The following is a 17,753-nucleotide window of genomic DNA, read 5'->3' on the forward strand; positions in this document are numbered from 1 at the left end:
GCACTCCACACCCCACGCGCACCCCACCCCAACCATCGCGCACCCGCACCGACCGCTCCGAAGAACCAGAGAGGCACCACGTGTCCGAAGTGCTGGCCCCCGTCCGGTTGACAGTGCTGAACCCGGCCACCGAGGAAGTCGTCGCCACCGTCCCGGCCGCCACACGGGACGACGTCGACGCCGCCGTCGCACGGGCCGCCGCCGCCCAGCGCGGCTGGGCCGCCGCCGCCCCCGCGGACCGGGCCCGACTCCTGCGGCGCTTCGCCGCGGTCGTCGACGCGCACGTCGAGGAACTCGCCCTCCTGGAGGTCCGCGAGGCCGGCCACACCATCGGCAACGCCCGCTGGGAGGCCGGCAACGTACGCGACCTCCTCGACTTCGCCGCCGGGGGAGTGGAGCGCCTCTCCGGCCGACAGATCCCGGTCGCCGGCGGCATCGACGTCACCTTCCTCGAACCCCTCGGCGTCATCGGCGTGATCGCCCCCTGGAACTTCCCCATGCCGATCGCCGCCTGGGGCCTGGCCCCCGCCCTGGCCGCGGGCAACGCCGTCATCCTCAAGCCCGCCGAGACCACCCCCCTCACCGCCCTGCGCCTCGCCGAACTCGCCCTCGAAGCCGGGATCCCCGAACACCTCTTCCAGGTGCTCCCCGGCCACGGGGCCGTCACCGGCGACGCCCTCGTCGAACACCCCGGCGTCGCGAAGATCGTCTTCACCGGCTCCACCGGCGTCGGCAAGCGGATCATGTCCAAGTGCGCCGACCGGGTGAAACGGGTGACCCTCGAACTCGGCGGCAAGAGCCCCAACATCGTCTTCGCCGACTCCGACCTCGAAGCCGCCGCGGCCGCCGCACCCATGGCCTTCCTCGACAACACCGGCCAGGACTGCTGCGCCCGCACCCGGATCCTCGTCCAACGCTCCGTGTACGACCGGTTCCTCTCGCTCGTCACCCCCGGCATCGAATCGGTGGTCGTCGGCGACCCCCTCGACGAGAAGACGCAGATGGGCCCGCTCATCTCCCGCGCCCAGCTCGACCGCGTCCGCTCGTACGTCACCGAGGACCTCACCGCCGTCCGCGGCACCGCCCCCGAAGGCCCCGGCTTCTGGTACCCGCCCACCCTCGTCACCGACGCCGCCCCCACCGCGCCCGTCGCCGTGGAAGAGGTCTTCGGACCGGTCGCCGTCGTTCTGCCCTTCGAGGACGAGGAGGACGCCGTGCGCCTGGCCAACGCCACCGAGTACGGCCTCTCCGGCTCCCTGTGGACCCGCGACGTCGGCCGCGCCCTGCGCGTCTCGCGCGCCGTCGCCGCGGGCAACCTCTCCGTCAACTCCCACAGCAGCGTCCGCTACTGGACCCCCTTCGGCGGATACAAACAGTCCGGACTCGGCCGCGAGCTCGGCCCGGACGCCCTCACCGCTTTCACCGAAACCAAGAACGTCTTCATCAGCACGGAGGCCTGAGAAACATGACCAGCCAGACCAACGAAGAGATCGTCTGCCGCCGCCTGGTCGGCCGGACCGCCGTCATCACCGGGGCCGGCAGCGGCATCGGCCTGGCCACCGCCCGCCGCCTCGCCTCCGAGGGCGCCAACGTCGTCTGCGCCGACATCGACCCGGTCGCCGGCAAGGCCGCCGCCGAGGAGGTCGGCGGCACCTTCGTCCAGGTGGACGTCACCGACAAGGAGCAGGTCGACGCCCTCTTCAAGACGGCCCACGACACCTACGGCTCCGTCGACATCGCCTTCAACAACGCGGGCATCTCGCCCCCGGACGACGACTCCATCCTCACCACCGAGCTCGACGCCTGGCGCCGCGTCCAGGACGTCAACCTCACCTCCGTCTACCTCTGCTGCAAGGCCGCCCTGCCCTACATGCAGCGTCAGGGTCGCGGCTCCATCATCAACACCGCCTCCTTCGTGGCCATCATGGGCGCCGCCACCTCCCAGATCTCCTACACCGCCTCCAAGGGCGGCGTCCTCGCCATGACCCGTGAACTCGGCGTGCAGTTCGCCCGCGAGGGCATCCGCGTCAACGCCCTCTGCCCGGGGCCCGTCAACACCCCGCTGCTCCAGGAACTGTTCGCCAAGGACCCCGAGCGCGCCGCCCGCCGCCTCGTGCACATCCCGCTCGGCCGGTTCGCCGAACCCACCGAGATCGCCGCCGCCGTGGCCTTCCTCGCCAGCGACGACTCCTCCTTCGTCAACGCCACCGACTTCCTCGTCGACGGCGGCATCTCCGGGGCGTACGTCACCCCCCTGTAGCCGGCCCGGACGCCCCGCGCGTCCACCCGCACCGCACCACCCCGACAGCCGGGCGTCGCACGACGCCCGGCTGTCGTGCTCCCGGGCCCCGACCACACCAGACGACCTTCGGACGACCTTCACCGGAATCAGGAGCTTCCACCCAGTGACCCGAACCGGTACCACCCGGCGCCTCCAGGCCCTCCTCGCCGCCGCCACAGCCGTCTGCGGCCTCCTCGCCGCCGGACCCGCCGCCCACGCGGCCCGTCCCACCGCGCACTGCGACACCCCGGAACTCACGACCGGTTGGTACGGCGACAACCGCACCCGACTCCAGGAACTCATCGACCGCCACGGCTCCTGCGATCCCCACCGGCCCGGCCGCACCAAGCCCGTCGCCGTCTTCGACTGGGACAACACCGTCGTCAAGAACGACGTCGGCGACGCCACCATGTTCTGGCTGCTGCGCAACGGGAAGATCCGCCAGCCCGCCCGCGGCGACTGGTCCACCACCAGCCGCCACCTCACCCCGACCGCCGCCCGCGCCCTCGCCGACGCCTGCGGCACCCTCGCCCGCCCCGGCGACCCCATGCCCACCGGCACCGCCCGCGGCGCGGCCTGCGCCGACGAGATCAAGGCCGTCTACGGCACCGCCGCGACCCGCACCGGCGCCGCCGCCTTCGCCGGCTGGGACCGCCGCACCACCGAACCCGCCTACGCCTGGCTGCCCCAACTCACGCAGGGCTGGACCGCCCGACAGGTACGCGGGTTCGCCGCCGCCGCCCGCACCGAGAACCTCGCCGCGCCCGTCGGCGCCGAACAGCGGGTCGGCACCGGCACGGCCACCGGCTGGGTCCGCTACTACGACCAGCAGAAGGACCTCATCGCCACGCTCCGCCGGGCCGGCTTCGACGTCTGGATCAGCTCGGCCTCCCCCCAACCCGTCGTCGAGGTCTGGGCGCGCGGCGTCGGCATACCCGCCGACCGCGTCATCGGCATCCGCAACACCACCACCCGCGACGGCCGGCTCACCGGGCACCTCCAGGGCTGCGGCTCCGTACCCGACGGAGCCGACACGATGATCACCTACATCGACGGCAAGCGCTGCTGGATCAACCGGGAGGTCCTCGGGATCCGCGGCCCGGCCGCCGAACAGGTCCAGCCCGCCGCCCGCCGCCAGGTCTTCGCCGCCGGCGACTCCGACACCGACATCTCCTTCCTGCGCGACGCGACCGCCCTGCGCCTGGTCGTCAACCGCAACAAGAACGAGATCATGTGCCGGGCCTACGACAACAGCGACGGCAAGTGGATCGTCAACCCGATGTTCATCGAACCCAAGCCCCGCAGGAGCAGCCCCTACCCCTGCTCCACGTCGGGCTGGACCGACCGCGACGGAACCCCCGGCCCCGTCCGCCGCGGCGACACGAGCGTCATCCCCGACCAGTCGGACACGGTCTTCCAGCCCTGACCGACCGTCGCCCCACGCCCTACAGGAAGGTGCGGCCCTCGCCCCGGTACGTCGGGGCGGTGGCCGTCACCCGGTCACCCTCGACCAGGTGCAGGGCGTCGAACCGCTCGCACAGCTCACCCGCCTTGGCGTGACGGAACCACACCCGGTCCCCGATCAACAGGTCGTCGGCCGCACTCCCCAACAGCGGCGTCTGCACCTCCCCCGCCCCCTCCTGGGGGTCGTAGCGCAGCCCCTCCGGCAGGTACGGCACGGGCAGCCGGTCCGCACCGGGCGCACCCGAGGCCGGGTAGCCCCCGCCGAGCACCGTCACCACGCCCACCCCGGGCCTGCGCACCACCGGCTGCGCGAACAGGGCCGCGGGCCGCCCGCGGAACGACGTGTAGTTGTCGAAGAGCCGCGGTACGTAGAGCCCCGACCCGGCGGCGATCTCCGTCACCGCCTCCTCGGCGGCCGTCTGCTGCACGCTGCCGGTGCCCCCGCCGTTGACGAACTCCAGGTCCGGCACCACCGCGCGGACCGCCCGCACCGCCTCGGCCCGCCGGGCCGCCAGCTCCTTGCGGGCCGCGCCCTGCATCAGCCGGATCATCCGCGAGCGCACCGGGCGGCCCACCAGCGCGTCACCCACGCCGGCGACGTGCCCCTCGTAGCCCATCAGACCCACCACCCGGAACCCGGGCCGCGCCGCCACCACCCGCGCCAGAGCGGCCAGTTGCTCCGGCTCCCGCAGCGGCGAGCGCCGCGCCCCGACCCGTACCCGGCCGCCCAGCAGGTGCAGCGCCGTGTCCAGCTCCAGGCAGACGCGGACCTCCTGCGTCCCGCCGTCCCGAGCCCGGTCGATCAGCTCCAACTGCGCCGGGTCGTCGACCATCACCGTCACCGCCGCGGCGAGCTTCGGGTCCCCGGAGAGCTCCGCGAAGGCGGCCCGGTCCGCCGAGGGGTAGGCGAGCAGGACGTCCTCGAACCCGGAGCGGGCCAACCACAGCGACTCGGCGAGCGTGTACGACATGATCCCGGCGAACCCGGGCCGGGCCAGGACCCGTTCGAGCAGCGCCCGACACCGCACCGACTTGCTGGCGACCCGGACCGGCTTCCCGCCGGCCCGGCGCACGAGATCGTCGGCATTGGCGTCGAACGCGTCGAGGTCCACGATGGCCAGCGGCGCTTCGAGGTGCGCGGTCGCCCGGTCGTACCGGGCCCGGTCGGAAGTCATGCCGGCAGCTTGCCAGATGCCCCTACCAGTGGGTAGGCCCCGGAGCGGTCCGCTCCGAGAGCCCCGGCGCGGGGGCGCCCGGCGCGGGCGCGCGTCGGACCGGAGCGCTCCGCGGCGGACGCCCCGGCGCCGGTCACGGGCCTCCCGGGGCCTCTCCGCCCCGCCCCGCCGGGACGCGAGCCCCGTAGAGTACGGGCAGGCAGCCGTACGGAACGGGGGGCGGAGCCGCCGGATGACCACGTCGACACCATGGACCGCTCACCTCGGCGAGCCGGATCCCCCCGCGCCCACCGAACGGCCCGCCCCCGAGGGCCGTCCGCCCCGCCGCGCCGGCCGCACCGGCGCCGCCGTCCTGAGCGCCCTCCTCGGCACCGGCCTGCTCGCCGGGGCCGCCGCCACCGCCTGGAGCGAACACCGCGACGCGCGACGGCCCCTGCCACCGGACGCCGCCTACCGGCAGGCCGCCTCGCTCTGGCGGTCGGCCCCCGTCGACAGCCTGCTTCCGCCGCGGGTGGACGCCGCCGACATCGGCCCGGGCGGAGCCGACCGCAGCTGGACCCGGACCGCCCTCGCACCCGACGCCGACTGCGGGGCCGCCCTCACCGCCGACTGGCAGGCCGCGCTCGCCACCGCCGGCTGCACCCGCGTGCTCCGCGCCACCTACACCGACGCCACCCGCAGTTCGCTGGTCACCGTCGGCATGGTCTTCACCCCCGCCGACCCCGTCACCATGGACGGGCTCCGCGGCCGACTGCCCGCCCCGCCCGCCTACGCGTACGCCGACACCCGCCGCGCCGCCTGGAGCACGAGCGTCGTCGCCGGCGTCCCGGCCCTCGTGTACACCGTCTCCGCCTTCGCGGACGGCCGCGCCATGGACGCCCCCGTCCCCGCCGAGGAGGCGGCCCACCCGAGCGCCCGCGGAGTCGTCACCGAGGCGGGCCTCGGCCACGACGCCAAGGCCCTCGCCGCCCGCTTCGAACGCACGCTGTCCGCCCTCGCCGCCCCACCCGCGCCCACCACGCCACCGGCGGCGGAGGACGCCCGATGACCTCATCCCGCCCCGGGGACGCCCGCCCCGCGCCCGCCCCCGGCGCCGCCGGCCCGTCCGGCCGCGTCCACGAAGGAACCGCCCGCGGCCGGGCCGTTCCCGCCGGGGCCGACACCGGCTGGGCTTCCCGTACCGCCCGCGGCGCGGCGGTCCGCGCCGTCGGCCGCATCCGCTCCGCATCGGCACGTGGCACGTCCACCCCCGGCGACGCCCGTCCGGCCGCGGGCGTTCGTACCGGAGCGGCCCCCCGCGACGCCGCCGCCCACGGAACCCCCCGCGCCGGACGTCCCCGCACGGGGCCCGCGCGCGCCGCCGGCGCCCTCGCCCTGGCCGCCCTGCTCGCCCTCACCACCGCGCACCCGGCCGCCGCCGACACCATCCGCGACCGCCAGTGGGGGCTGCTGGCCCTGCGCGCCGAGGAGGCCTGGGGCACCACCCAGGGCGACGGCGTCACCGTCGCCGTCCTCGACACCGGGGTCGACGCCACCCACCCCGACCTCGCCGGGCAGGTCCTCGACGGCACCGACCTGGTCGGCATGGGCGCCGGCCGCGGCGACCGTTCCTGGGCCCGGCACGGCACCGCGATGGCGAGCATCATCGCCGGCCGCGGCCACGGCCCCCACCGCGGTCAGGGCGTCCTCGGCGTCGCCCCCCAGGCGAAGATCCTCCCGGTCCGGGTGATCCTGGAGGAGGGCGACCCCGGCCGCGAGGAGGCCCGCGACGCCAAGGCCGGCGCCCTCGCCGAAGGCATCCGCTGGGCCGCCGACCACGGGGCCGACGTGATCAACCTGTCGCTCGGCGACGACAGCGACTCCGCCCACCACGAGGCCGCCGAGGACGAGGCCGTCCAGTACGCCCTCGGCAAGGGCGTGGTCGTCGTCGCCTCCGCGGGCAACGGAGGCGAACGCGGCGACCACACCTCCTACCCCGCCGCCTACCCCGGGGTGATCACCGTCGCGGCCGTCGACCGGCAGGGCCGCAAGGCACCCTTCTCCACCCGGCACTGGTACGCCACCGTCAGCGCCCCCGGCGTCGACGTGGTCATCGCCGACCCCGACCGCTCCTACTACGAGGGCTGGGGCACCAGTGCCGCCGCCGCCTTCGTCTCCGGGGCCGTGGCCCTCGTCAGGGCCGCCCACCCCGACCTGTCCCCGGCGCAGGTCAAAAAGCTGTTGGAGGACACCGCCGCCGACGGCCCGGCCGGCGGCCGCGACGACGCCCTCGGCCACGGCACCGTCGACCCCGTCGCCGCCCTGCAGGCGGCGGGCGCGCTGCACCCCGAGGCGCCCGTACCGTCGCCCGTCGCGGCCGCCGGCCACTACTTCGGCCCCGGACCGGACCCGGTCCGCCCCGCCGAACGGCCCGCCCGACTCGGCGCCCCGGCCGCGGCCGTCGCCGGGCTCGCCCTGCTCGCGGTGGCGGGCGTACTGGCCCGACGACCGCGCACCGCACGGCGGGATAGGCTCGGGTAATTGTGGCGACCAAGAACATTCCCGATCCCGGTTTCTCCGACGACGACGGCACCGCCGATCCCCGGCTGAGCGCGGCCCTGGCCGCCTGGGCGGCGGACCGGGCGGCCGAACCGCAGGTGCTCGCGGCCCTGAAGGACGCCCGCCTGCTGGTGCCCGTCGTGGCGATGCTCGGCGAGGTCGAGACCGACCCCGAAACCGGCCTCAAGCGCGAGAAGACCAGCGACATGGCCGTGCCCACCCTGACCGCCGGCGACCGGCGGGCCCTGCCCGCCTTCACCTCGATCGCCTCGCTGGCCCTGTGGGACCCGGCCGCCCGGCCGGTGGCCGTCCCCCTGCACCAGGCCCTCGCCGCCGCCGCGCACGAGAAGGCGGACACCATCGTCGTGGACCTCGCCGGTCCCGTCCCCTACCAGCTCACCGGGTCCGCCCTGCTCGCGCTGGCCGAGGGCCGCACCGACGCGGACCCGCTGGCCGACCCCGCCGTGCGCGAGGCCGTACGGACCGTCGTGGCGGCGGATCCCGCCGTGGTCCGCGCCCACCTCGTCCGCTCCGGAGCCGGCTCCGACGGCACGCTCGCCGTGCTCCTCTCCGACGAGGCCGGCCGCCTGCCCGAGGCGGCCGCCCGCCGGGTGGCCGGCGCGCTCGCCGCCGACGAGACCCTGCGGGGCAGGCTCGTACGGGGCCTGGACCTCGCGCTGCTCCCGCCGCGGGGCCCCGTCCCGCCGGGGGACCCGCTCTTCGAGCGCTGACGGCCGGCACGACACGTACGAGGGCCCGCCCTCCGGAGTTCCGGGGAGCGGGCCCTCGTGCGCGGTACGAAGCGGCGGATCAGGCGTAGACGGGACCGGTGAACTTCTCGCCCGGACCCTGACCCGGCTCGTCCGGAACGATCGAGGCCTCGCGGAAGGCCAGCTGCAGCGACTTCAGGCCGTCGCGCAGCGGAGCCGCGTGGAAGGAGCTGATCTCGGTGGCGCTCGCCGTGACCAGACCCGCGAGGGCGGTGATCAGCTTGCGGGCCTCGTCGAGGTCCTTGTACTCCGAGTCCGGCTTGTCCAGGCCCAGGTTGACCGCCGCGGCGCTCAGCAGGTGGACGGCCACCGTCGTGATGACCTCGACGGCGGGGACGTCCGCGATGTCACGGGTCATCTCGTCGTAATCCGGGGCGGCCGGGGCGTCGGAGGGGGAAGTGGAATCGGAGGGCGTCGCGTCAGTCATGTGCCCCACGATATGCCGTGCGGCAGGCTTGCAACGCGGGTGCTAGTATGTACTTCGACCGGCCGGACACCTGTGTGCCCGGCCCACAAGTGGAGGCTCCCTCCCACCTGACCACCCTCCGGGGAGGCAGGTCTTCCGGTCAGGCGGTATCCATCGTTCCGTACGGACGATGGAAAGCTGCCCGATTTTGCGCCCCGCGGTTCGCACGCGGCGGTGCTCCGGTTGTTTTGGAGCCCCTGCCTGTGCCCGGCGGGGCTTTTTTCATTCTCCGCCGCGGTAGGTCGGACGACAAATGACGTCAGCGGCTGTCTGCCAGGCAGCCGTGTGGTGCTACCGAGGAGGATCCATCAGCACCGAGCCCCGCATCAACGACCGGATTCGCGTTCCCGAGGTTCGACTCGTCGGTCCCAGCGGCGAGCAGGTCGGCATCGTGCCGCTTGCCAAGGCGCTTGAACTGGCGCAGGAGTACGACCTCGACCTGGTCGAGGTCGCGGCGTCCGCACGCCCGCCGGTCTGCAAGCTCATGGACTACGGCAAGTTCAAGTACGAGTCGGCCATGAAGGCCCGTGAGGCGCGCAAGAACCAGGCGCACACGGTCATCAAGGAAATGAAGCTCCGGCCGAAGATCGACCCGCACGACTATGACACCAAGAAGGGTCACGTCGTTCGGTTCCTCAAGCAGGGCGACAAGGTCAAGATCACGATCATGTTCCGTGGTCGCGAGCAGTCCAGGCCGGAACTCGGCTACCGACTGCTGCAGCGCCTCGCTTCGGACGTCGAGGACCTCGGGTTCATCGAGTCGAACCCGAAGCAGGACGGCCGAAACATGATCATGGTCCTCGGTCCGCACAAGAAGAAGACCGAGGCGATGGCCGAAGCCCGCGAGGCGCAGGCCGCCCGCAAGGCCGAGCGCCAGGGTGTCGTCGCAGGCGACGAGGAGGCTCCTTCCGAGGAGACCGCCCCCGTCGAGGCGGAGACCACCGAGGTCGCCTCCGAAGAGGCTCCCTCTGCCGAGGCGAACGCCGACGCGAACGCCGAGGCCTGATTCCGGGGCAGCCCGTCCCGGATCACCGACACAACATGACGCTCCCGCAAGCCGGTCCGCGAGGACCGGTGGGGGCGTTACCGACGAGGAGATAACGGCGCTATGCCGAAGAACAAGACGCACAGCGGTTCCAAGAAGCGCTTCAAGATCACCGGCTCCGGCAAGGTGCTCCGTGAGCGCGCCGGCAAGCGCCACCTGCTCGAGCACAAGTCGTCCCGTGTCACCCGCCGCCTGACCGGCACCGCGGAGATGGCCCCCGGCGACGCCGCGAAGATCAAGAAGCTTCTCGGCAAGTGACGTCCGCCGCTCCCTTCCGGGAGCGGGACGTCAAGACCGGGACCCCATCGAATTCGGGTCGTGTGAAGACAACCACGGCCCCGCTACAAGGAGTTAAAAAGTGGCACGCGTCAAGCGGGCAGTAAACGCCCACAAGAAGCGCCGGGCGATCCTCGAGGCGGCCTCCGGCTACCGCGGTCAGCGTTCGCGCCTGTACCGCAAGGCCAAGGAGCAGGTCACCCACTCGCTGGTCTACAACTTCAACGACCGCAAGAAGCGCAAGGGCGACTTCCGTCAGCTGTGGATCCAGCGCATCAACGCCGCTGCCCGCCAGAACGGCATGACGTACAACCGCCTCATCCAGGGTCTGAAGGCCGCCAACATCGAGGTGGACCGCAAGATCCTCGCGGAGCTGGCCGTCAACGACGCCAACGCGTTCGCCGCCCTCGTCGAGGTCGCGCAGAAGGCCCTCCCGGCCGACGTCAACGCGCCGAAGGCCGCTGCCTAAAGCCTCGCCGGCCGCGTCACGCGGCCGGCAACCGCGGACCCGCAGGCTTCACGCCTGCGGGTCCGCGTGCTTTCCCCGCCCGGACCCCGTAGAGAGAACCGCTGAGACCCATGGGCTACCCCGACGAGCTGATCTCCCCCCGATCCCCGCGGGTGGCCGCAGCCAGGCGCCTGGCGCGGCGCAACTTCCGCACCAAGGAGCGCCGGTTCATCGCCGAGGGCCCGCAGGCCGTCCGCGAGGCCGTCGAGCACCGCGGCGCCCAGGGGCCGACCCTGATCGAGCTGTTCGTCACCGTCGAGGCCGCCGAGCGCTACGCCGACATCGTCGAGGCCGCGCTGCTCTCCGGGGCCCGCGTGCACCACGCCTCCGACGAGGTCCTCGCCGAGGTGTCCCAGACCGTCACCCCGCAGGGCCTCGTCGGCGTCTGCCACTTCCTCGACTCGCCCTTCGAGGAGATCCTCAAGGCCGGGCCCAAGCTGGTGGCCGTCCTCGCGCACGTCCGTGACCCCGGCAACGCCGGTACCGTCCTGCGCTGCGCCGACGCCGCCGGCGCCGACGCGGTGGTCCTCACCGACGCCTCCGTGGACCTGTACAACCCCAAGTCCGTACGGGCCTCCGTCGGTTCCCTCTTCCACCTCCCGGTGGCGGTCGGCGTACCCGTCGACCAGGCCGTGGACGGGCTGCGGGCGGCCGGAGTGCGGATCCTCGCGGCCGACGGGGCCGGCGAGGACGACCTCGACGCCGAACTGGACGCCGGCACCATGGGCGGCCCCTCCGCCTGGGTCTTCGGCAACGAGGCCTGGGGCCTGCCCGAGGAGACCCGCGCGCTTGCGGACGCCGTCGTGCGGGTACCGATCCACGGCAAGGCGGAGAGCCTGAACCTCGCGACGGCCGCCGCCGTGTGTCTCTACGCGTCCGCGCGAGCACAGCGGGCGCCCGGAGGGTGCCGCTCCGTGACCCCCAGCTAGTAATGTGACGGCCCGGGGGCCCACTGCGGTACTCGGAGATGTGGGGTACGGGGACATGACCGTCGGTACGAACAGCCTGCCGGGAGCCGCGGCCGGGGCCGGGCAGCGGCCCGGGGACGCCCCCGGGGCGCACGGCCCGACCGCCGCCGTCCCCGAGGGCCTGCCCGGCGTACCGCACCAGGCGGGCGCCCCCGGCGCCGGCACGGGTTTCGCCCTCGACCCCGACGACCTGCCCGACGGGCTCGTCGTCGCCGACCACACGGGCCGGGTCGTCTGCTTCAACCGGGCCGCCGGCCGGATGACCGCCACCGACCCCCGCCAGGCCCTCGGCAGCCGCATCGACCGCGCGCTGCCCCTGGAGGACCTCGAAGGCCGCCGATGGTGGGCCCTGACCGACCCCTACGGAGGCCTCGCCACCCGGCGCGGACAGCCCGAGCGCAACCTCCTGCTGCCCGGCGGCCGCGAGGTGCTGGTGTCCGCCCGGTACGTGCGCACCCACCCCACCGGCCCGGTGAGCCGCCTCGTGGTCACCCTGCGCGGCACCGAGGCCCGCCGCCGCACCGAACGCAGCCACGCCGAGCTGATCGCCACCGTCGCCCACGAACTGCGCTCGCCGCTGACCTCCGTGAAGGGGTTCACCGCGACGCTGCTCGCCAAGTGGGAGCGGTTCACCGACGACCAGAAGCGGCTCATGCTGGAGACCGTCGACGCCGACGCCAACCGCGTCACGCGGCTGATCGCCGAGCTCCTCGACATCTCCCGCATCGACTCCGGCCGCCTGGAGGTCCGCCGGCAGCCGGTGGACCTCGCCGCCGCCGTGGGCCGGCACGTCCAGGCCCTCACCGCGAACGGTCAGGCTCCCGAGCGGTTCCTCGTCCGGGTCTGCCGGCCCCTGCCCGACCTGTGGGCCGATCCCGACAAGATCGACCAGATCCTCGGCAACCTGCTCGAAAATGCGGTGCGCCACGGTGATGGAACGGTCACCATCGACGTATCGCCGCACGAGAAGGGAACCGCCGTCACCGTGACCGACGAAGGCCCCGGGATCCCCGAGGAGTCGATGGGCCGCGTGTTCACCCGTTTCTGGCGGGGGAGCAAGCGCGGCGGCACCGGCCTGGGCCTGTACATCGTCAAGGGCATCGTGGAGGCCCACGGCGGCACCATCACCGTCGGCCGGGGACCCGGCGGCGGCGCCCGGTTCCGATTTATCCTGCCCGTCGCCGCACCGGCCTATCTCACGCAGTAACCCGCGCGGGATCTCGCCAGGCGGCCCACGGGCGCCCCACACCCCCGGCGACCTTTAGACTCGTCCTTTGGCACCTTTGTGTCCACGTGCCGATCGCGGCGAGACGTTTCGATCGAGTCGTGCGGGGACCACCAGCCAGCCATCGGAAGTACGGGAAGAGATGTCGGCACCGAACAAGTCGTACGACCCTGTCGAGGTCGAGGCACTGAAACCGGAAGAGATCGAGCGCATGCGGGACGAGGCGCTCGCCGCCTTCGCGTCCGCCGGCGACCTCGACGAGCTCCGCGAGGCGAAGACCGCGCACATGGGCGACCGCTCGCCCCTGGCGCTCGCCAACCGCGAGATCGGCGCCCTGCCGCCCCAGGCCAAGGCCGAGGCGGGCAAGCGCGTCGGTCAGGCCCGTGGCGCCGTGAACAAGGCCTTCGGGGCCCGCACGGTGGAGCTGGAGGCCGAGCGCGACGAGCGGGTGCTGGTCGAGGAGGCGGTGGACGTCACGCTGCCCTACGACCGGGTCCCCGCCGGCGCCCGCCACCCCCTGACCACGCTGATGGACCGCATCGCGGACATCTTCGTGGGCATGGGCTACGAGGTCGCCGAGGGCCCCGAGGTCGAGGCGGAGTGGTTCAACTTCGACGCCCTCAACTTCACGCCCGACCACCCGGCGCGCCAGATGCAGGACACCTTCTTCGTCCGGGGGCCGGAAGGCACCGAGGGCGACGAGTCGGGCGTCGTGCTGCGCACCCACACCTCCCCGGTGCAGGCGCGCTCGCTGCTGGAGCGCAAGCCCCCCGTCTACATCGTCTGCCCCGGCCGCGTGTACCGGACCGACGAGCTCGACGCGACGCACACCCCGGTCTTCCACCAGGTCGAGCTGCTCGCCGTCGACGAGGGCCTGACCATGGCGGACCTCAAGGGCACCATGGACCACATGGTCCAGGAGCTGTTCGGCGAGGGCACCACCACGCGCCTGCGCCCGCACTTCTTCCCCTTCACCGAGCCGTCCGCCGAGATGGACATGCAGTGCTACGTGTGCCGCGGCGAGTCGGTGGGCAACCCCGACCGCCCCTGCCGCACCTGCTCCAGCGAGGGCTGGATCGAGCTCGGCGGCTGCGGAATGGTCAACCCCAAGGTGCTGACCGCCTGCGGCGTGGACCCGGAGAAGTACAGCGGGTTCGCCTTCGGCTTCGGCATCGAACGGATGCTGATGTTCCGTCACAACGTTGAAGACATGCGAGACATGGTCGAGGGTGACGTACGCTTCACCCGGCCGTTCGGGAGTGAGATCTGATGCGCGTCCCGCTTTCCTGGCTGCGGGAGTACGTCGACCTCCCCGCAGGTGAAACCGGCCGCGACGTGGCCGCCAAGCTCGTCGACGCGGGCCTTGAGGTCGAGACCGTCGAGCAGCTCGGCGGCGGCCTCAAGGGCCCCCTCGTCGTCGGCAAGGTGCTGACCATCGAGGAGCTCGACGGCTTCCGCAAGCCCATCCGCTTCTGCACCGTCGACGTCGGCTCGGCCAACGGAACCGGTGAACCGCAGGAGATCGTCTGCGGCGCCCGGAACTTCGCCGTCGGCGACAAGGTCGTCGTGGTCCTGCCCGGCGCCGTCCTGCCCGGGGACTTCGCGATCGCCTCGCGCAAGACCTACGGCAAGACCTCGCACGGCATGATCTGCTCCGGCGACGAGCTCGGCATGGGCGACGACGGCACGCACGGCATCATCGTGCTGCCGCCCGAGTACGAGGTCGGCACCGACGCGATCGAGCTGCTCCAGCTCGTCGACGAGGTCCTCGACATCGACATCACCCCGGACCGCGGCTACTGCATGTCGATGCGCGGTGTGGCCCGCGAGGCCGCCACCGCCTACGGCCTGCCGCTGCGCGACCCGGCGCTGCTCGACGTCCCGGCGCCCAACTCCTACGGCTACCTGGTCAAGATCGACGACCCGGCCGGCTGCGACCGCTTCACCGCCCGCACGGTGACCGGACTCGACCCCGAGGCCCGGTCCCCGATCTGGCTCACGCGCCGCCTCCAGAAGGCGGGCATGCGCCCGATCTCGCTGGCCGTCGACGTCACCAACTACGTGATGCTGGAGCTCGGCCAGCCGCTGCACGCCTACGACCGCTCCCGTCTCGACGGGGCGATCGGCGTCCGCCGCGCGGAGCAGGGCGAGAAGTTCACCACCCTCGATGGCGTCAAGCGCACCCTCGACGCCGAGGACCTGGTGATCACCGACAACAGCGGCCCGATCGGGCTCGCCGGTGTCATGGGCGGCGCCAACACCGAGATCGCTGACTCCGTCACCGACCCCGAGACCGGGCAGGTCACGGGGACCACGGACGTCGTCATCGAGGCCGCGCACTTCGACTCCATCGCGATCTCGCGCACCGCCCGCCGCATGAAGCTCTCCTCCGAGGCCTCCAAGCGGTTCGAGCGGGGCGTCGACCCGCAGGCCGCCGCCGCGGCCGCCCAGCGGACCGTCGACCTGCTCGTGCTGCTCGCGGGCGGCACCGCCGAGGCCGGGGTCACCGAGCTCACCGCCCCGGGCGCCCCGCGCACCGTCGCGATGAGCGCCGACCACCCCGACCGCGTGGCGGGCATGGACTACGGCCGCGAGACCGTCGTCCGTCGCCTCCAGGAGATCGGCTGCGACGTCTACGGCCAGGACGAGCTCGTCGTGACCGTCCCCTCGTGGCGCCCCGACCTCACCGAGCCCAACGACCTCGCCGAGGAGGTCATCCGCCTGGAGGGCTACGGGAACCTCCCGTCCACCCTCCCGCAGGTGCCCTCCGGTCGCGGTCTGACCGCCCGGCAGCAGCTGCACCGCCGGGTCGGCCGCGCGCTGGCCGGCTCCGGCTACGTCGAGGCGCTGAGCTACCCGTTCATCGGGGAGCAGGTCTTCGACCAGCTCCAGCTCCCGGCGCACGACGCCACCCGTCAGGTCGTCAAGCTGGTCAACCCGATCTCCGACGAGGAGCCGGCGCTGCGCACCACGCTGCTGCCGGGTCTGCTCGGGGCGCTGCGCCGCAACGACAGCCGCGGCAGCCACGACCTCGCGCTCTTCGAGACCGGCTCGGTCTTCCGGGCCGCCGCGCGGCCGGGTGTCGCCGTACGGCTGCCCGTCGACCGGCGTCCCACCGACGAGGAGATCGAGACCCTGAACGCGGCCCTGCCCGCACAGCCGCGGTACGCCGCGGTCGTGCTGGCCGGTGGCCGCGAGCAGGCCGGCTGGTGGGGCAAGGGCCGTCCGGCCGACTGGGCGGACGCGGTCCAGGCCGCCCGCGCGCTGGCCGTCGAGGCGGGCACCGAACTGGTCGTCCGTCAGGGGCAGTACGGCCCGTGGCACCCCGGTCGGTGCGCCGAGCTCGTGGTCACCCTCGACGGGGTGGAGACGGTCATCGGCCACGCCGGTGAGCTGCACCCCCGCGTCGTCAAGGCGATGGGTCTGCCGGCCCGCACCAGCGCGATGGAGCTCGACCTCGACCGCCTCGCGGCGGCCGGCGGCGAGGCCCTGCGGGCGCCCCGGATCTCCACCTTCCCGGTGGCGACCCAGGACGTCGCGCTGATCGTCGACGCGTCCGTGCCCGCCGCCTCCGTGGAGGCGGCGCTGCGCAAGGGAGCGGGTGAACTCCTGGAGTCCCTGCGGCTGTTCGACGTGTTCACCGGTGAGCAGGTGGGCGAGGGCAAGAAGTCCCTGGCCTACGCGCTGCGCTTCCGTGCGACCGACCGCACGCTGACGGCCGAGGAGTCCACGGCCGCCCGCGACGCGGCGGTGGCGCTGGCGACGGAGCGGACCGGAGCGGTGCTGCGCGGCGCGTGATCGCGCCGACGTAGGAAGGAGCAGGTCGTGAGGGGCGTGTCCGGAGCACCGGGCGCGCCCCTCACGCCATTTCGGGGGTGCGAAACCCCACCTCACTCGATCGGGTGAGAAGCCCGGGGGTCCGTGTCCGGTACGTCTGGAGGTCGACACAATCGTTCCGGTCGTCGTGCCGGAGGGGAGCGACCAACGGATGATCACGCGCGGGCGGACGCCCCTGGCGGGCCGGGCGGGAGTCACGGCCGGGGCCGGTGTCGCGGAGTCCTGGGAGCCGACCTCCCCGGGGTCGTTGCCGGCGAGCCTCGCGACGTGCGCCGCCTTCCTGCTGCTGGCCGCGGGCTGCGCCCTGCACGTGCGGCGCGGGCTGCTCTCCCGGCTCCGCCGCTCCCGGGAGACCGCCGGAGCCGCCCAACGGGTGCTGCTGCGCCCGCTGCCGAGCCGGGTGGACGGGTTGGCGCCCGCCGCCGCGCAGCGGTCGGCCGGTCGGGGCGCGGCGGTCGGCGGGGACCTGTACGGGGCGGTGCCGACGCCCTACGGCGTCCGCGTCGTGATCGGTGACGTACGGGGGCACGGGCCGCCCGCGCTCGGGGCGGCCGCCGCGGTGCTCGGATCCTTCCGGGAGGCAGCGTACGAGGAACCCGCGCCTGGCGGGCTTCTGCGCCGCATGGAACGCGCGCCGGGTCCGCCCGTGCGCGACCGGGCCCGCTCCGATCCCTCCGCTCCTTCCGCGTCCTGCCCGGCCGAACCGGATCCGCCCGCGGCGGAGGAGTTCGTCACGGCGCCGCTGCTCCGGATCGCGCCCGGGGGCACCGTGGCGGCCCTCGACTGCGGCCGTCCCTGGCCGCTGCGGATCCGCCCGGCGACCGTGAACGCGGAGCCGGAGCCCTGCGGGGCCTTCCACCCGGCGCTGTGCGGCGGTCGTGACACCCGGCCCCGCCACCGCGCGGGCACCGCCCAGGGTCCCCCGCGGCGGGCCTCCGTGGGGCCCCTCGTCGGGGGCGGGCCGCTGCCGCCGCTGGGGGTGGTTCCGCTGCCCCGCGACCTGGGACCGCAGAGCTGCGGGGTGCTGCGGCCCGGTGGGACGCTCGTCCGGCACACCGTCGGGGCCGAGGACGCCCGGGACGGACGGGGCCGGTCCTTCCCGCTGCGGCGCGTCCTCGCGCAGGCGGCGGCGCAGGCGCAGGCGCAGGCGCAGGCGCCGGCGCCGGCGCCCACGCCCGCGCCCGCGCGGCCGGCCGCCGG

Annotated in this window: 16 protein-coding genes; 14 read left to right on the forward strand and 2 right to left on the reverse strand. The window is 73.9% G+C overall.

Going from position 1 to position 17,753, the window contains the following annotated elements; translation table 11 throughout:
* Positions 1-80 precede the first annotated feature (80 nt).
* The 3 genes from ACFVS6_RS39040 (at position 81) to ACFVS6_RS39050 (ending at position 3,707) form a co-directional block, all read left to right on the forward strand.
* Complete coding sequence (locus ACFVS6_RS39040; protein WP_389711289.1) at positions 81-1,460, forward strand: aldehyde dehydrogenase family protein; 1,380 nt, start codon at positions 81-83, stop codon at positions 1,458-1,460.
* A gap of 5 nt (positions 1,461-1,465) precedes the next feature.
* Complete coding sequence (locus tag ACFVS6_RS39045; protein ID WP_385571873.1) at positions 1,466-2,260, forward strand: 3-oxoacyl-ACP reductase; 795 nt, start codon at positions 1,466-1,468, stop codon at positions 2,258-2,260.
* Between the two features lie 145 nt (positions 2,261-2,405).
* A complete protein-coding gene (locus ACFVS6_RS39050) occupies positions 2,406-3,707 on the forward strand; it encodes a haloacid dehalogenase-like hydrolase (RefSeq protein WP_389711290.1) in 1,302 nt (433 codons plus the stop codon).
* Between the two features lie 19 nt (positions 3,708-3,726).
* Here ACFVS6_RS39050 and ACFVS6_RS39055 read toward each other — a convergent pair whose 3' ends face one another.
* Positions 3,727-4,920 carry an amino acid deaminase/aldolase gene (locus ACFVS6_RS39055; RefSeq protein WP_389711291.1) on the reverse strand — a complete coding sequence of 398 codons (1,194 nt, stop codon included), beginning with the start codon at positions 4,918-4,920 and terminating at the stop codon, positions 3,727-3,729.
* Between the two features lie 232 nt (positions 4,921-5,152).
* Between ACFVS6_RS39055 and ACFVS6_RS39060 the strand changes: the two genes are divergently transcribed.
* The 3 genes from ACFVS6_RS39060 to ACFVS6_RS39070 are packed head-to-tail and all read left to right on the forward strand — an operon-like array spanning position 5,153 to position 8,189.
* Positions 5,153-5,968, forward strand: coding sequence for a hypothetical protein (locus ACFVS6_RS39060; protein WP_389711292.1), 816 nt, complete (start codon positions 5,153-5,155; stop codon positions 5,966-5,968).
* On the forward strand, positions 5,965-7,440 hold the full coding sequence (gene mycP, locus ACFVS6_RS39065; protein ID WP_389711293.1) for a type VII secretion-associated serine protease mycosin: 1,476 nt from the start codon (positions 5,965-5,967) through the stop codon (positions 7,438-7,440). The genes ACFVS6_RS39060 and mycP overlap by 4 nt, the downstream gene beginning before the upstream one ends.
* Positions 7,441-7,442: 2 nt before the next feature.
* Positions 7,443-8,189, forward strand: coding sequence for an SseB family protein (locus ACFVS6_RS39070; RefSeq protein ID WP_389711294.1), 747 nt, complete (start codon positions 7,443-7,445; stop codon positions 8,187-8,189).
* 79 nt (positions 8,190-8,268) lie between these two features.
* Here ACFVS6_RS39070 and ACFVS6_RS39075 read toward each other — a convergent pair whose 3' ends face one another.
* Positions 8,269-8,655, reverse strand: coding sequence for a DUF1844 domain-containing protein (locus tag ACFVS6_RS39075; protein WP_389711295.1), 387 nt, complete (start codon positions 8,653-8,655; stop codon positions 8,269-8,271).
* Positions 8,656-8,977: 322 nt separating this feature from the next.
* Here ACFVS6_RS39075 and infC point away from each other — a divergent pair, with 322 nt between their 5' ends.
* The 8 genes from infC to ACFVS6_RS39115 form a co-directional block, all read left to right on the forward strand.
* The gene (gene infC, locus ACFVS6_RS39080; RefSeq protein WP_389711301.1) at positions 8,978-9,700 is read left to right on the forward strand and encodes a translation initiation factor IF-3; all 723 of its coding nucleotides are present in this window, start codon (positions 8,978-8,980) and stop codon (positions 9,698-9,700) included.
* A 102-nt stretch (positions 9,701-9,802) separates the two neighbouring features.
* Positions 9,803-9,997, forward strand: coding sequence for a 50S ribosomal protein L35 (gene rpmI, locus ACFVS6_RS39085; RefSeq protein WP_030387121.1), 195 nt, complete (start codon positions 9,803-9,805; stop codon positions 9,995-9,997).
* Positions 9,998-10,097: 100 nt separating this feature from the next.
* The gene (rplT, locus tag ACFVS6_RS39090) at positions 10,098-10,484 is read left to right on the forward strand and encodes a 50S ribosomal protein L20 (protein WP_007263143.1); all 387 of its coding nucleotides are present in this window, start codon (positions 10,098-10,100) and stop codon (positions 10,482-10,484) included.
* A gap of 110 nt (positions 10,485-10,594) precedes the next feature.
* Entirely contained in the window at positions 10,595-11,452 is an 858-nt protein-coding gene (locus ACFVS6_RS39095) for an RNA methyltransferase (RefSeq protein ID WP_281210380.1), read from the forward strand.
* A 55-nt stretch (positions 11,453-11,507) separates the two neighbouring features.
* Positions 11,508-12,698: an ATP-binding protein gene (locus ACFVS6_RS39100; RefSeq protein ID WP_389711296.1), complete on the forward strand. Its 1,191-nt coding sequence runs from the start codon at positions 11,508-11,510 to the stop codon at positions 12,696-12,698.
* A 160-nt stretch (positions 12,699-12,858) separates the two neighbouring features.
* The gene (gene pheS / locus ACFVS6_RS39105) at positions 12,859-13,986 is read left to right on the forward strand and encodes a phenylalanine--tRNA ligase subunit alpha (protein ID WP_389711297.1); all 1,128 of its coding nucleotides are present in this window, start codon (positions 12,859-12,861) and stop codon (positions 13,984-13,986) included.
* Positions 13,986-16,514 carry a phenylalanine--tRNA ligase subunit beta gene (gene pheT, locus ACFVS6_RS39110; protein ID WP_389711298.1) on the forward strand — a complete coding sequence of 843 codons (2,529 nt, stop codon included), beginning with the start codon at positions 13,986-13,988 and terminating at the stop codon, positions 16,512-16,514. Before pheS ends, pheT begins: the two co-directional genes overlap by 1 nt.
* A 190-nt stretch (positions 16,515-16,704) precedes the next feature.
* Positions 16,705-17,753, forward strand: a 1,049-nt coding sequence (locus tag ACFVS6_RS39115) for a SpoIIE family protein phosphatase (RefSeq protein WP_389711299.1), incomplete at its 3' end; no start/stop codon positions are given.

This window comes from Streptomyces sp. NPDC057939, assembly GCF_042887545.1.
Lineage (GTDB): Bacteria > Actinomycetota > Actinomycetes > Streptomycetales > Streptomycetaceae > Streptomyces.

What these genes read in the sequence shown, in the direction of transcription:
- rpmI (WP_030387121.1), top strand. Translation starts at nt 9,803, where the DNA reads ATGCCGAAGAACAAGACGCACAGCGGTTCCAAGAAGCGCTTCAAGATC.
- pheS (WP_389711297.1), top strand. Translation starts at nt 12,859, where the DNA reads ATGTCGGCACCGAACAAGTCGTACGACCCTGTCGAGGTCGAGGCACTG.
- ACFVS6_RS39075 (WP_389711295.1), bottom strand. Translation starts at nt 8,655, where the DNA reads ATGACTGACGCGACGCCCTCCGATTCCACTTCCCCCTCCGACGCCCCG.
- ACFVS6_RS39100 (WP_389711296.1), top strand. Translation starts at nt 11,508, where the DNA reads ATGACCGTCGGTACGAACAGCCTGCCGGGAGCCGCGGCCGGGGCCGGG.
- ACFVS6_RS39095 (WP_281210380.1), top strand. Translation starts at nt 10,595, where the DNA reads ATGGGCTACCCCGACGAGCTGATCTCCCCCCGATCCCCGCGGGTGGCC.
- ACFVS6_RS39060 (WP_389711292.1), top strand. Translation starts at nt 5,153, where the DNA reads ATGACCACGTCGACACCATGGACCGCTCACCTCGGCGAGCCGGATCCC.
- ACFVS6_RS39045 (WP_385571873.1), top strand. Translation starts at nt 1,466, where the DNA reads ATGACCAGCCAGACCAACGAAGAGATCGTCTGCCGCCGCCTGGTCGGC.
- ACFVS6_RS39055 (WP_389711291.1), bottom strand. Translation starts at nt 4,920, where the DNA reads ATGACTTCCGACCGGGCCCGGTACGACCGGGCGACCGCGCACCTCGAA.
- mycP (WP_389711293.1), top strand. Translation starts at nt 5,965, where the DNA reads ATGACCTCATCCCGCCCCGGGGACGCCCGCCCCGCGCCCGCCCCCGGC.
- pheT (WP_389711298.1), top strand. Translation starts at nt 13,986, where the DNA reads ATGCGCGTCCCGCTTTCCTGGCTGCGGGAGTACGTCGACCTCCCCGCA.